The sequence below is a fragment of the Micromonospora sp. NPDC048843 genome (genome assembly GCF_040649965.1).
Lineage (GTDB): Bacteria > Actinomycetota > Actinomycetes > Mycobacteriales > Micromonosporaceae > Micromonospora > Micromonospora hortensis.
The window spans coordinates 20045-33168 of record NZ_JBEZGJ010000022.1 but is presented as its reverse complement, the minus strand read 5'-3'; the positions used below and the strand labels follow the sequence as shown (position 1 = coordinate 33168).

13 protein-coding genes are annotated in these 13124 nt (G+C 72.1%); 3 read left to right on the top strand and 10 right to left on the bottom strand.

Going from position 1 to position 13124, the window contains the following annotated elements; all coding sequences use genetic code 11:
• Window positions 1-32: 32 nt before the first annotated feature.
• Window positions 33-1106 carry a succinyl-diaminopimelate desuccinylase gene (dapE, locus tag AB0C20_RS08175; protein ID WP_357188021.1) on the bottom strand — a complete coding sequence of 358 codons (1074 nt, stop codon included), beginning with the start codon at window positions 1104-1106 and terminating at the stop codon, window positions 33-35.
• 78 nt (window positions 1107-1184) lie between these two features.
• On the opposite strand from dapE, the gene dapD reads away from it, so the two are divergent.
• Window positions 1185-2144 (top strand): 2,3,4,5-tetrahydropyridine-2,6-dicarboxylate N-succinyltransferase, encoded by a 960-nt coding sequence (dapD, locus tag AB0C20_RS08170; protein WP_357188023.1) that lies wholly within the window; start codon window positions 1185-1187, stop codon window positions 2142-2144.
• 51 nt (window positions 2145-2195) lie between these two features.
• On the opposite strand, the gene AB0C20_RS08165 is transcribed toward dapD, so the two are convergent.
• Window positions 2196-5615 (bottom strand): S8 family serine peptidase, encoded by a 3420-nt coding sequence (locus AB0C20_RS08165; RefSeq protein ID WP_357567635.1) that lies wholly within the window; start codon window positions 5613-5615, stop codon window positions 2196-2198.
• 76 nt (window positions 5616-5691) lie between these two features.
• On the opposite strand from AB0C20_RS08165, the gene AB0C20_RS08160 reads away from it, so the two are divergent.
• Window positions 5692-6249, top strand: coding sequence for a sugar O-acetyltransferase (locus AB0C20_RS08160; protein WP_354943066.1), 558 nt, complete (start codon window positions 5692-5694; stop codon window positions 6247-6249).
• On the opposite strand, the gene AB0C20_RS08155 is transcribed toward AB0C20_RS08160, so the two are convergent.
• The 5 genes from AB0C20_RS08155 to fdxA are packed head-to-tail and all read right to left on the bottom strand — an operon-like array spanning window position 6246 to window position 10022.
• On the bottom strand, window positions 6246-6893 hold the full coding sequence (locus AB0C20_RS08155) for a nucleoside/nucleotide kinase family protein (protein ID WP_357567634.1): 648 nt from the start codon (window positions 6891-6893) through the stop codon (window positions 6246-6248). The two genes, AB0C20_RS08160 and AB0C20_RS08155, sit on opposite strands and share 4 nt — an antisense overlap.
• Complete coding sequence (locus AB0C20_RS08150; RefSeq protein WP_357567633.1) at window positions 6893-7543, bottom strand: SIMPL domain-containing protein; 651 nt, start codon at window positions 7541-7543, stop codon at window positions 6893-6895. Before AB0C20_RS08150 ends, AB0C20_RS08155 begins: the two co-directional genes overlap by 1 nt.
• A 10-nt stretch (window positions 7544-7553) precedes the next feature.
• Window positions 7554-8573 carry a prephenate dehydrogenase/arogenate dehydrogenase family protein gene (locus AB0C20_RS08145; protein ID WP_357188032.1) on the bottom strand — a complete coding sequence of 340 codons (1020 nt, stop codon included), beginning with the start codon at window positions 8571-8573 and terminating at the stop codon, window positions 7554-7556.
• Between the two features lie 22 nt (window positions 8574-8595).
• Entirely contained in the window at window positions 8596-9699 is a 1104-nt protein-coding gene (gene dapC / locus AB0C20_RS08140) for a succinyldiaminopimelate transaminase (protein WP_357188073.1), read from the bottom strand.
• On the bottom strand, window positions 9696-10022 hold the full coding sequence (gene fdxA / locus AB0C20_RS08135) for a ferredoxin (RefSeq protein ID WP_030490464.1): 327 nt from the start codon (window positions 10020-10022) through the stop codon (window positions 9696-9698). The genes dapC and fdxA overlap by 4 nt, the downstream gene beginning before the upstream one ends.
• 79 nt (window positions 10023-10101) lie before the next feature.
• Here fdxA and AB0C20_RS08130 point away from each other — a divergent pair, with 79 nt between their 5' ends.
• Window positions 10102-11073, top strand: a complete 972-nt coding sequence (locus AB0C20_RS08130) for a GNAT family N-acetyltransferase (RefSeq protein ID WP_357567632.1) — start codon at window positions 10102-10104, stop codon at window positions 11071-11073.
• Between the two features lie 44 nt (window positions 11074-11117).
• Here the strand turns inward: AB0C20_RS08130 and AB0C20_RS08125 are convergent, their stop codons facing one another.
• The 3 genes from AB0C20_RS08125 to mshB all read right to left on the bottom strand — a co-directional run bounded on the left by AB0C20_RS08125 (window position 11118) and on the right by mshB (window position 13079).
• Entirely contained in the window at window positions 11118-11582 is a 465-nt protein-coding gene (locus tag AB0C20_RS08125) for a hypothetical protein (protein WP_357188036.1), read from the bottom strand.
• Window positions 11583-11697: 115 nt separating this feature from the next.
• The gene (locus tag AB0C20_RS08120; RefSeq protein ID WP_357567631.1) at window positions 11698-12135 is read right to left on the bottom strand and encodes a hypothetical protein; all 438 of its coding nucleotides are present in this window, start codon (window positions 12133-12135) and stop codon (window positions 11698-11700) included.
• A gap of 17 nt (window positions 12136-12152) precedes the next feature.
• Window positions 12153-13079, bottom strand: a complete 927-nt coding sequence (gene mshB, locus AB0C20_RS08115; protein WP_357567630.1) for an N-acetyl-1-D-myo-inositol-2-amino-2-deoxy-alpha-D-glucopyranoside deacetylase — start codon at window positions 13077-13079, stop codon at window positions 12153-12155.
• Window positions 13080-13124 lie beyond the last annotated feature (45 nt).

Below are 13124 nucleotides of genomic sequence, written 5' to 3'. Positions count from 1 at the left end.
CGGAACGACCGGACGCGACGGGGCGACCAGGGTCAGGCCGGGGCCAGCCAGCGGTGCAGGGTCGCCGCGCCGTCGCGGATCTTGCTGATCTCGACGTGCTCGTCGGGGTGGTGGGCGAGGTTCGGGTCGCCCGGGCCGAAGTTCAGCGCGGGAATGCCCATCGCCGCGAACCGGGCCACGTCCGTCCAGCCCAGCTTGCCGATCGGCGCGGCGCCGACCGCCGCCAGGAACTCCTTCGCGGGGGCCGCGTCAAGCCCGGGCGCGGCACCGGCAGCCGTGTCGGTGACTGTCAACGCGAAGCCGGCGAACACCTCGCGCAGGTGCGCCTCCGCCTCGGCCGGGGTGCGGTCCGGGGCGAACCGGTAGTTGACCTCGACCTCACAGAGATCGGGAACCACGTTGCCGGCCACCCCACCGTTGATCCGCACCGCGTTCATGCCCTCGCGGTAGTCGCAGCCGTCGATGGTGACTCGGCGCGCCTCGTACGTCTGGAGGCGTCGCAGCACCTCCCCGGCGGCGTGGATGGCGTTGACCCCGTGCCAGGAGCGCGCCGAGTGGGCGCGTACGCCGGTCGTGGTGACCACCGAGCGCATGGTGCCCTGGCAGCCCGCCTCGACGATGCCGTACGTCGGCTCCAGCAGCACCGCGAAGTCCGCCTGCAACCACTCGGGGAACGCCTGGGCGACGAGGTTGAGCCCGTTGTACCGGGACTCGATCTCCTCGGCCTCGTAGAAGAAGTACGTCACGTCGTAGCGCGGCTCGGGCAGCGTCACCGCCAGGTGCAGCGCGTACGCGGTGCCGGACTTCATGTCGGAGGTGCCGCAGCCGTACATCAGGTCGCCGCGCATCGTCGACGGAAAGTTGTTGTTCAACGGCACCGTGTCGAGGTGCCCGGCCAGCACGACACGCTGCGACCGACCGAGGTCGGTACGCGCCATCACCGTGTTGCCGTGCCGGTGCGTGGTCAGGTGCGGTACGCCCCGCAGCACCTCTTCGACACAGTCGGCGATCGCCTTCTCGTTGAGGGACACGGACTCTATGTCGACCAGAGCGCGGGTCAGCTGCACCGGATCGGCGAGGACCTCGGGGGTCAGCGGGTTCTCCATGGTTCGCACGGTACCTTCAGGTCTGTCAGCGCGAGGAGCGAGCCGAGGTCAGCCCGGCCGTGACCGAGAGGTGTAACAGTGACGTCCGCAGATTCCGCCTGGGGCATCGGCCTGGCTACGGTCACCGCAGACGAACAGGTGCTCGATACCTGGTACCCGACCGGCAAGCTGGGCCTGGGCGAGCTGCCGCTGGTCGCCGGCGAGGACAAGGCGGACGTGCTCGACCTGCCGCCGGCCGCGCTCGGTGACCGGTCCCTGCCTGGCCTGCGTACCGTGCAGGTAGTGACCGTGATCGGTTCGTTGGACGACCCGATCAAGGACGCGTCCGACGCGTACCTCCGGTTGCACCTGCTCTCGCACCGCCTGGTGCGACCCAACCAGCTCAACCTGGACGGCATCTTCGGCAAGCTGGCCAACGTGGCCTGGACGTCCGCCGGGCCGTGCCCCCCGGAGCGGGTGGACGAGCTGCGGGTGATCGAGCGGGCCGCCGGCCGGCACCTGGCGGTGTACGGGGTCGACAAGTTCCCCCGGATGACCGACTACGTGGTGCCCGCCGGTGTGCGGATCGCCGACGCCGACCGGGTCCGCCTCGGCGCCCACCTGGCCGCCGGCACCACTGTGATGCACGAGGGCTTCGTGAACTTCAACGCCGGCACCGTCGGCACCTCGATGGTCGAGGGGCGGATCGTGCAGGGCGTGCTGGTCGGCGACGGTTCCGACATCGGCGGCGGGGCCTCCATCATGGGCACCCTCTCCGGCGGCGGCACCGACAAGATCAGCATTGGTGAGCGGAGCCTGGTCGGCGCGAACGCCGGCGTCGGGATCTCGCTCGGAGACGACTGCGTGGTCGAGGCCGGCTGCTACATCACCGCCGCGTCGAAGATCACGCTTCCCGACGGCCGGGTGGTCAAGGGCCGGGAGCTGTCCGGCGTCGACGGCCTGCTGTTCTGGCGCAACTCGGTCACCGGCGCGCTGGAGGCCCGGCCGCGCACCGGCCGGGGCATCGAGCTGAACGCCGCCCTGCACGCCAACGACTGACGGCCCCGCCGGGTCCGCGGCGCTCGGCCGCGGACCCGGACGGGGTACGCCTCAGCGCAACCGGTACGCCTGGATGATCCGTTGGGTCACCGTGTTGCCGGCGGTGTCCCGCGCGGTGGCCCGCAGCGACACGTGGCCGGCACCGGCCGGATGCCGCAACACTGCCGACCAGCCGTCGGCCGAGGTGCGGACCAGCTTCGCCTTGCCCCAGGTCTTTCCGCCGTCGTACGAGACGTCGACGGTGAGCTTCTCCACCCGGGTGGCCGGCGAGCCGGGCTGCCGCTGCACCCGTACCGGTACGACGAAGCCCTGACCGGCCGGAGCGCTGTTGTCGACCCGCAGCGGCGGCGCGAAGCGCACCGCCGACAGCGGCAGTCGGGCCGGCGTCTCACCGGCGACGTGCCTCGACCGGAAGGTCCAGCTGGACTCCACCTCGGTGCTCAGATCGGTGAAGCTTCGCTTCGACGACGTGACGAGCCGGTAGTCCGCCGCACCCGGTGGCACCGCGAACTCCCCGTAGCCGGCGTACTCGCTCTCGCCGACCAGCTTGCCGTTGCGCCAGAGCTTGGTGTGCTCACTGTCGCTCAGCGAGAAGCCCGGGTGCCCGGCCGCGTCGCTGAAGATCGGCACGTCGACCAGGATGGTGTCGCCGACCCGGGTGACGCTCTGCTGCGGCCAGCGCGGGTTCGGGAAGGACGGTCCGTACGGAGCCTGGTTCCAGATCTCCTGGACCGTCCGCCCGGCCCGGTACGCGGTGGAGGTGGAGACGAGCGCTGCCTTCGGGGTCAACCACCCTTCCTCGTCCACAGTTCCGAAGAGGATTTCGGATTCCCACTTCACGCCCTTGGTGTTGTAGTACTCGACCCGCTGGCCGGGCACGACGGTGGGCAGGATCACGGCCGAGTAGCCGACGTTGTACTCCAACTCGGGGAGCACGATCCGCTCGGCCTTCATGCCCGGGTAGCCACCGCGGAACTGGTGCACGACGGTGGCCAGGTCCCGTCGGGCGTAGTCGCGGACGAACCCGGTGGGCATTCGGCCCGGGATCGCCTCGGCCAGCGCGTACAGGTACGGACTGTTGGCCGAGTCCGGCGTGGTCCAGTTGCTGCTGACGGTGGCGACGAACTTGTCGGCGGAGACCGGCTTGCCGAGCTGACCGCTGGTCAGGCCGGTGAACGTCTCCGCCCAGAGCCCGACGCCGTACCCGCTGCCGTCGTCGGCGGTGAAGTTGGCGCTGAGGTCGATCAGTTGCGGGACGGCGGTCCGGTCCGGCACCGTCGTCCGTACCGGCTTGGCCCGGCGAGCGTCCACGACGATTCGGGTGTCCTGATCGACAGTCAGTTCGGGCTGTGCCAGCAGGGACATCCCGCGCTGCTCATCCTCCGGGCCGGGCTCGAAGACGAGGCCGGTCAGGCCGTAGTGCCCCTTGGGCACCCGCACTGTGGCCACCCCGTCGGAACTGGCGACGTCCCAGAAGCTGTAGGTGTCCAGCCCGACCAGGGACGTCCAGTGGTCCGCCGTGCGAGCGCCGGCCCGGTTCAGGTGCTCCACTGTGAGCGTGTAGCTCTCGACCTCCCGGTGCACCGCCAGTGGAGTGACAGCGACCGCCGCACCGGAGCGGGCCACGATCCGACCGGTCCAGTAACCGTCGGCCTCGCCGAGCCGGGTGTCAGTGGTGACGGTAGTGGCGGCCGTGCCGCCCGCCGGCACTGTGAGTTGGCTGGCACCCAGCACGAACAGGCCGGCCGGTAGCGCCCGACCGCCGGGGCCCGCGCCCTCGATGCTCAGGTCCACTGTGACCGGGGCCGGGCCGTCGTTGCGCCAGGTCACCGTACGGGTGATCGGGGCGTCGTCGGCGTGCGGCCAGAGCGTACGCCCGAACGAGACGCTCACCGGGTCGGTGGTGATCTGCTGGGTGATCGCGTGTGCCACGTCGACCCGCCCGGCACCCTGCTGGTAGGCGGTCTGGTCCGGGTGCGGCTTGGCGGCGGCCATCAGGGTGGCCTTGAGCCGGTCGGCCCGCCATCCCGGGTGCTGCTGGGCCAGCAGCGCGGCCGACCCGGCCACGTGCGGGGTCGCCATCGAGGTGCCGGAGAGCGTGACGTAGCGGTCCCCCACCGGATCGCCGATGACGCCGGTGGCGGACCGCGCGGCGACGATGTCGACGCCGGGCGCGGTGATGTCCGGCTTCAGCGCGTCGTCGCCGACTCGCGGTCCCCGGCTGGAGAATTCGGCCAGCTCGTCGTCGCGGTCCACAGCGCCCACGGCGAGCGCGGCGTCAGCGGAGGCCGGGGAGCCGACCGAACCGTCCGAGCCGTCGTTGCCGGCGGCGATGACGAACAGGGTGCCGGTCTGGGCGGTGAGGGTCTGCACGGCCTCCTCGACCGGGTCGACCTCCGGGGTGTCCCAGCCGCCGAGGCTCAGGTTGACCACTGCGGCCTTCTTCTCCACAGCGGCCCACTGCATCCCGGCGAGGATCGCCGAATCGGTGCAGCCCGCGTCCTCACAGACCTTGCCGTCCAGCAGCGTCGCGTCCGGCGCCACACCCCGGTACTTGCCACCGGAGGCGGCGCCGCTGCCCGCGATGGTCGAGGCCACGTGGGTGCCGTGGCCGACAGTGTCCCGAGCGTCGGCGACCTCGGTGAAGTTGCGCGCCTCGGCCACCTTGCCGGCCAGGTCCGGGTGGGTGGCGTCGACGCCGGTGTCCAGCACCGCGACGGACACCCCCGTACCGGTGAACCCGGCCGCCCAGGCGGCGGGCGCGCCGATCTGCGGCACGCTGTGGTCGAGGGTCACCCGTCGATGACCGTCCAGCCAGATCCGCTCGACGCCCCCCGCCGCGTCGAGCCGGGCCCCAGCGGGACCGGTGGCGACCGTCTCCCACACCGCGCCGAGGGAGGACTTGTCGCTGTTCAGGGCGGCACCGCGAATCAACGGCAGGTCGCGGGTCAGCCGCGTGCCGGGCAGAGCGGCCGAGGCACGCTTGGCGGTACCCGTCGAGCCGTACTCCACCAGCAGCGGCAGGGTGTTGCGGTTGGCGTCGTCGTAACCTGCCTCGACCAGCCCGGTGACGTCGAAGAGTCGCCGGTCCACCCGACCGGAGCGCAGCAACGGCACCGCGTCCGTCGGCGTCACGGTGAGGCGGCCGCGCTCGCGCTGGACCAGGAATTGCACGTCCTCGCGGCCGGCGCCGGGCCGGACCGAGGCACCGGACGCGGTGACGGTGACCCGGTCACCGGTGATCAGCGTGACAGTGGTCGAGCGGTTGGTCGGGTGTCCACCCGGAGTGGACTGTTGGTCGGTGTCGCCCGGTGGGGCGGGCACGGCGGCCGTGGCTGAGGCGGGAGCCGGCGCGGAGAGCGCCAGCGCGAACACGAGGCCAAGAGCGGCCAATTTTCTTCCCTGGTGCAACGGATCCTCCTCGTCAAGCGTCTTGATGGATGGAGTCACATTGACAACCCAGAATTGCATACCGGGTATGTAAAATGAAGGCCAAAAAATGACGGACCCGCCACGAGCCGACGAACCGGGCCGGCATGATCGGGCGGTGACCTCCATGAAGGACAAGATGCTCGCCGGTGAGCCATACATCGCCGACGATCCCGAGATCATCGCCGACCTGGACCGGGCCGCCCGACTGATGGAGCGCTTCAACACCAGTCCCGCGGCCGATCCGCAGGCCCGGATCGCGGCCCTGCGTGATCTCCTCGGCGAACTGGGCGAGGACACCTGGATCCGCCCACCGTTCTACTGCGACTACGGCTGGCAGATCCGGATCGGCCCGCGCAGCTTCGTCAACTACAACGCTGTCTTCCTCGACGTCGCTCGGATCACCCTCGGCGCGGACGTCCAGGTCGGCCCTAACGTGCAGCTACTCACCCCGACGCATCCGGTCGAGCCCGGCCCGCGACGGGACAAGTGGGAGGCGGCCAAGCCGATCACCATTGGCGACAACGTGTGGCTCGGCGGTGGCGCGATCGTGCTGGCCGGCGTGACGATCGGCGCGGACACCGTCGTCGGCGCGGGCGCTGTCGTCACCCGGGACCTGCCCGCCAACGTGGTGGCCGTCGGCAACCCGGCCCGGCCGGTCCGCGAACTCGGCTAGACCGTCGGCGGATCCGACAGGCGGACCACCAGGTCGGCCCGGTCGGCGGTGGGGGTGATCAGGGCGGCGTTCGACTCGTCGCTGCCCAGCGCCCACGCCCGTGCCTGCTCCGGAGACCGACCGAACGCCTCGTGCCGGGCGGTCAGCCGGCGGTGCCGCACCTCGGCGTCCAGGTCGAGAAACCACGCCTCGTGCAGCAGCGGTCGGATCTCCTGCCAGGGGAAGTCCGGCAACAGCAGGTAGTTGCCCTCGGTCACCACCAGCCGGACCGACGGCGCCACCTCGATCGCGCCGGCCACCGGCTCCTCGAGCTCCCGGCGGAACTCCGGCGCGAAGACCGACGTCGGCTCCAACCGGCGCAACCGGCGCAGCAGCGAGACGTACCCATTGGCGTCGAAGGTGTCCACCGCGCCCTTGCGGTCGGCGCGACCCAGGCGGACCAGTTGCGACTGCGCCAGGTGAAAGCCGTCCATCGGCACCAGGCAGGCGGCCGACCCGATCTCGGCGACGATCCGCTCCGCCAGGGTGGACTTCCCGGCGCCCGGTGCGCCGGCGATGCCGAGCAGTTGTCGCGGGCCGGCCTCGGCGAGCACCAACGCCCGCGCCACCAACTCGTCGGCGGACAGCACCCGGGCCTGCGGCATCAGCCCAGAACCGGGTCGCTGATGGTGAACCGCGCCTGCACCGCCGCCTGCACGGTCTGCGGCTGCGGGTCCAGCTCGAGCTCCGGCGGACCACCGCCCGCGCCAGCGCTACCGGCGAAGGCCGCACGAGCGAACATCGGCCGGTCGGCGGGGCCCGCGTCGGCCAGCTCGATCAACGAGGTGACCCGGGCGCCCAGCGCCTCCGCGTACTCCCGGGCCCGCAGCAGCGCGTCGCTGATCGCGGCGTGCCGGGCCGCACGATGGGCGGGGCTGTCCGGACGAAGCTCCCACCACGGGCCGGCCACCTCGACCTGGTCCTGGTCGGCGAGCCGGAGCATCAGCTCACCCAGCGTGGTGAAGTCGGTGACAGTGACGGTGGTGGTGACGCTGCCGTGCCAGGCGACCACCCGCTCACCCGAGCGCCGGGTCTCCGGCCGCACCCGCAGGTCGCCGGTCTCCCGCCGCGCCACCGCCGGCCCGGAGCCGTCCAGCAGCACCCGGACCGCCGCGGCCCGCTCGGCCAACCGGGTCAGCGTCGCCTCCCGGTCCCGGTCGCGGGCTGTCGCGGTGACCGCGAACCGGGCCAGCTCGGGCGGCACCTCCCGGTACGCCTCGCCGCGCACCTGCACCACCGGACCGTCCATCGCCATGCCCCTCAGCCTAGTCAGCGACGGGGCGCCGCGCCGCGTAGGAGACGCTGTCCGCGTCGACGTGCAGGCCGGTCAGGTAGCCGCCGGCCACGCCCAGCTCGCGCAACCAGGACACCTCTGCGGCGTGGTCACCACCGGCCGGGAACTGCCTGTCGTACGCGTCGAACCGCCGATCGCGCAGCGCCACCCGGGAGGCCCGCGCCTCGTCGTAGCGCGCGATGAGCCCCGGGGCGTCATCGGCGCGCAGAGCGGCGGTCAGATCGTCCAGGAACGCGGTGACCTCGGCCAGCTCACGCAGCACCCGATCCCGGTTGCCGAGCAGCATGTTGGCGGTCCGATCGGCCGGGGTCCCGGCGACCCGGGTGCCGTCGGAGAAGCTGCCGGCGGCGAGCGCGAGGATCGCGTCGCGCAGTGGTGCGCGCTGCACGGCGCCGGCCAGCGCGCCGGCGAGCAGGTGCGGCACGTGTGAGGCGAGCGCGGCAGCCGAGTCGTGCTCCGGGGCGGACATCGGCACCACCCGGGCCTCGAAGACCTCCACCAGCAGCTCGGCCAGCCAACGGAAGGCGGTGGTGGCCGTTCCGGGCGCCGGACACAGCACCCAGGCCGCGCCGGTGAGCAGGTCGGCTCGCGCGGCCGTCAAGCCCGCCCGGTCGGTGCCCGCCATCGGGTGGCCGGGCACGAACCGGTGCGTCAGCCCCTGCGCGGCGGCGAACGCCGCCACCTGCTCCTTGGTGCTACCGACGTCGGTCAGCACACAACGCTCACCGGTCATCGCCGCCACCTCGACCAGCGTCGCCGGCAGGGTCGGCAGCGGCCCGCACAGGAAGACCACGTCCCGGTCGGTCACCGCCTCGACCAGGCGGTCCGGCGCGGGTACGCCCACCCGGCGGGTCTCCCGCCGGGTGGCCTCGTCCGGGTCCCACCCGACCACGTCGATGCCGGCGGCGACCATTCGCAGCAGCACCGAGCCGCCGATCAGGCCGGTGCCGACGACCGCCGCCCGGACCCGTGCCCCTGGCCTGTCCACCATGCTCGACCGCCCGGAGCCGCGATCAGGCGAGACGTGCCGCGACGCCGGCGATGTGCTCGTCGGACTCGGTCAGGGCGACCCGGACATGCTGCCCGGCCGTCGGGCCGTAGAAGACGCCGGCGGCGACCAGGATGCCACGTCGGGCCAGCCAGTCGACCGTCTGCCAGCAGTCCTCACCCCTGGTCAGCCAGAGGTACAGGCCAGCCTCGGAGTGCTCGACGGTGAACCCGGCACCGGTGAACGCCGCGGTGAGAACCTCCCGCCGAACGCGGTAACGCTCCCGCTGCTCCTCGGCGTGTCGCTCGTCCTCCAGGGCGGCCACCATGGCCGCCTGCACGGGCGCGGGCACGATCATGCCCGCGTGCTTGCGGACCTTGAGCAGCTCGGCGACGAGCGCCGGGTCACCGGCGACGAAGCCAGCCCGGTAGCCGGCGAGGTTGGACCGCTTGGAAAGCGAGTGCACGGCCAGCACCCCGGCATAGCTGCCCCCGCTGACCTGCGGAGACAACACCGAGACCGGGTCGGCCGACCAGCCCAGCGGCAGGTAGCACTCGTCGCTCGCGACAACAGCGCCACGTTCGCGGGCCCAGTCGACCACCTTGCGCAGGTGCGCCGCGGGCAACACCCGGCCGGTCGGGTTGCCGGGCGAGTTGACCCAGACCAACCGCACCCGCGGGGTCGGCCCGAGCGAGGTGAGCGAGTCGGTGCGAACGACTGTGGCACCGGCCAGCCGGGCGCCATCCTCGTAGGTGGGGTACGCGATCGACGGCACCACCACCACGTCACCCGGGCCGATGCCGAGCAGCGTGGGCAGCCAGGCCACCAGCTCCTTCGAGCCGATGGTCGGCAGCACGCCGAGACCGTCGACGCCAGCGCCACAGGCTCGGGACACCCACGCCGCGATGGCGGCCCGCAGCGCCGGGGTGCCAGCGGTCAGCGGGTAACCGGGAGCATCGGACGCGTCAGACAACGCCCGCCGGATCACCTCGGGCACCGGGTCGACCGGCGTACCCATGGAGAGGTTGATCAGACCCTCCGGATGCGCCGCGGCCAACGTGGCCGCGGCGTCCAGGGTGTCCCAGGTGAACTCGGGCAGCCGCGACGAGACCGGCGCGGGCCGGTTCAGTGGCCCTCGCCGCGCGGCGGCTGCGCGGCGACGAAGGTGGCGTCCTTTTCCACCTTGCCGACCTTCGAGGCGCCACCGGGCGAGCCCAGGTCCTCGAAGAACTCGTAGTTCGCGCCGGTGTAGTCCTTCCACTGCTCCGGGACGTCATCCTCGTAGAAGATCGCCTCCACGGGGCAGACGGGCTCACAGGCACCACAGTCGACGCACTCGTCGGGGTGGATGTAGAGCATCCGATTGCCCTCGTAAATGCAGTCGACCGGGCACTCCTCGATGCATGCCTTGTCGAGCACATCTACGCACGGCTCGGCGATGATGTAGGTCACCGGTCTTCTCCTCCGCAAGACTCGCCGCGATCTCCCGCGACGGTATGAGCCTAGTATCTCGCCGGGGAGGGGGTCGATCGTGCTCCGACAGCAGGATGTGGGACACCGGATCGTGGTCCGCCGGATTGTGGGGATTCGCGAGGGCCGCCCGCAATTTTCCGATGCCCTGGGCGAGCTGGTGGAGCTGAGCGAGACTCATCTCACGCTGGCCACCGCTCAGGGGCCGCTTCGGGTCCCGGTGGCGCAGGTCCACCGCGCCAAGCGCGTTCCGCCGACCCGTCGGCCGACCGCCGCGGCGGTCGTGGCGTTGGAGCGGGCCGCCGACGAGGCGTGGCCGGCACCGACCCGGGGCCGACTCGGTGACTGGCTGCTCCGGTCGGCCGAGGGCTGGACCGGGCGCGCCAACTCGGCGCTGCCGATCGGCGACCCGGACCGACCACTGGCCGCCGCTGTCGACGCGGTGGAGCGCTGGTACGCCGAGCTGGGCCAACCCGCGCTGATCAACACACCGCTGCCCCTCGCCGCTCCGGTCGGCGCCGAGCTGGACTCCCGTGGCTGGGGCACCCGCCCTCCGACGCTGGTGCAGACCGCGCCGCTGCCCCTGTTGGCGTCGACGCCCGCCACCGGCCAGGCCGACGGGTGGGCCAGTGCGGTCGTCGAGCTGACCACCGCGCCCAGCGACGAGTGGCTGGCCATCGCCGCCGGCCGCAAGGGCGGCCTGCCGGACGCCGCCCGGCACGTCCTCACCGCCGTGGACCAGGTCCGCTTCGCCCACGTGTACGCCGACAAGGCCCTGGTGGCCGTTGGCCGTGGCACGGTGACCGGCCAGGGGCGCTGGTTGGGCCTCAGCCTGATCGAGGTGGTACCGGCGGCCCGCCGCCAGGGGTTGGCCCGCCGCGTGATCCACGAACTGGTCAGTTGGGGCGCGTCCAGCGGCGCGACGCACGCGTTCCTCCAGGTCGAGCAGCGCAACGCGGCGGCGGTCGCGCTCTACCAGCGGCTCGGCCTCGTCACCCACCACACCTACCTGACCCGGGTCGCCTCGAACTGACCCGCGAGGCGAGCCCGGCACCGCTTGATCGGGCTGGGCGGTGATCAGCGGCGGACGACGCGGCGGGGCTTGGCGGCCTTGACCTCGGCGTACCGCTTGAGCTGCTGAGAGCGGTAGTCACGGCCGAGCGCGATGAGCACCAGGTAGCCGATCAGCAACCCGGCGCCGGTGGCGAGCAGGTAGAGCCAGATCTGGGCGAAGAACGTCGCCGCGCCGCCGTCGAACGGGTTGTGACCGACCAGCAGGGGCCCGACCAGCACGGTCAGCAGCATCGCCACCGGCACCACGAGGGCCATGTCAGCGGCCCAGCCCGCCAGCGGCCGGCGACGACCCCAGCGGAAGGCGACCACGGCGAGGATCAGCCCGATCACCACGAACATCGCGAGCGACACCCGGTCGGCGGCGGTGTCGTCACCCTCGAAGCCGAACCGGATGATCAGTCGGGCGACCACGTTGACCGCGAAGAGTGCCGCTGCGAGCACCCCGATGTCACGCCACCGCTTGTCCATCGCCGGACCCTCCTGCCATACGCCCCGTCGCGGGGTTCGCATCCCTGGCAGGAATATCTACCACCCTTACCTGGGAGACGTCATCACCCGGCAGCAACCCGAAACCAGCCCGGCGTCAACCGCCGAGCATGGGCGGCTGTGGGGCGAGGATCTGCCGGAAGCCCATCACCGCGAAGGTCATCGCACCGGCCACGATCATGGCCAGCCCCACCCAGTTGTCGCCGGCCAGCAACAGGTCACCCTCGTTGGTCCGGATGGCGGCGACAGCCATCAGCGCGAACCACGGCACCGCCGGCAACGCCACCGCCCAGCGACGGCCGACCGCCTCGTACGCGAACCAGCTCAGCAGGATGTTGGCGCCGATGGTGATCAGCACCGACACGCCGACCAGTTGCCCGCCGACGCGGAGCGTGGCGAGCAGCAGCTCCAGTACGCCCGTCAGCACACCGGCGAGGACCACGACGATCCCACCGACCAGCCGGACGCCCAGGTCCAACAGTCGCGGCGGTGGCCCCGGCGGGGGCGGGGCTTCCTGGTCCTCCACGACCGTCATCGGTGCGGCCGGCACTGTCACCGGAGACCCGCCGCCGCGACCGGGGACCGGTCCGGGGCGGTCTCCGCGGGCAGGCCGGCGAAGAGGTCGTCCTCCCAGCCGTACGGCCCGGTGCCCGGACCCTTCTCACCGACCGCGAGGGTGAAGAACTCCACGCCCATGAACTCGCCACCGAAGTTGCCGGCGATCGAGTAGAGCCACGAGGTGGCCGGGATCTGGGTCGCGTGCGCCCGCATCGCGGCCTCCTTGGCCGTGTGCTGGTCGGTGCCGTCGATCCGGGCGGCGATCTGGGCGTCCGGGGTGCCGAAAGGCAGGTCGGCGATGTCCTCGATACCGCCGAACGGGTTGTCCGACGACTCGGCGAAATGCGTCATTCCGGCTTCCAGGACGCTGAGCGGCATGGCCGTCCAGTAGACCTTGAGCGGGGCGCAGCCCTCGGCGGCAGCCAACTCGACGGCGCGCATTGCCACCCGGTGCGCCTGGATGTGGTCGGGGTGGCCGTAGAAGCCGTTCGGGTCGTACGTGACGAGCACCTGCGGGCGTACCTCTCGCAGGATCTCCACGAGGTGCCCGGCGGCCTCGTCGAGGTCGGCCTGCCAGAAGGCCCTGGGGTGCTCGTTTGTCGCGAGCCCCATCATCCCGGAGTCGCGGTAGCGGCCGGCGCCGCCGAGGAAACGGTGGTCGCCGACGCCGAGCGCGGCGCACGCGGCGGCCAGCTCGGCCACCCGGTACCCGCCGAGCTGGTCGGCCTCGGCGGCGGCGAGCTGCGCCAGCGCGGGCACGTGGATCTCGCCCTCCTCGCCGAGCGTGCAGGTCACCAGCGTGACGTGCGCGCCGTCGGCGGCGTAGTGGGCCATCGTCGAGCCGGTGCCGATCGACTCGTCGTCGGGGTGCGCGTGGACCAGCAGCAGGCGGCGGTCGGGCAGCATCGTCACGACGGTCACTCTAACTGGCGGTTCTCCCCCGGCCGACGCTGACGCGTCCGCCCA

Coding starts and splice junctions, on each gene's coding strand:
- AB0C20_RS08155 (WP_357567634.1), bottom strand. CDS start 6,893: ATGCCGCAGGCCCGGGTGCTGTCCGCCGACGAGTTGGTGGCGCGGGCG.
- AB0C20_RS08120 (WP_357567631.1), bottom strand. CDS start 12,135: ATGACGGTCGTGGAGGACCAGGAAGCCCCGCCCCCGCCGGGGCCACCG.
- AB0C20_RS08125 (WP_357188036.1), bottom strand. CDS start 11,582: ATGGACAAGCGGTGGCGTGACATCGGGGTGCTCGCAGCGGCACTCTTC.
- AB0C20_RS08150 (WP_357567633.1), bottom strand. CDS start 7,543: ATGGCGATGGACGGTCCGGTGGTGCAGGTGCGCGGCGAGGCGTACCGG.
- AB0C20_RS08165 (WP_357567635.1), bottom strand. CDS start 5,615: ATGCAATTCTGGGTTGTCAATGTGACTCCATCCATCAAGACGCTTGAC.
- AB0C20_RS08145 (WP_357188032.1), bottom strand. CDS start 8,573: ATGGTGGACAGGCCAGGGGCACGGGTCCGGGCGGCGGTCGTCGGCACC.
- dapE (WP_357188021.1), bottom strand. CDS start 1,106: ATGGAGAACCCGCTGACCCCCGAGGTCCTCGCCGATCCGGTGCAGCTG.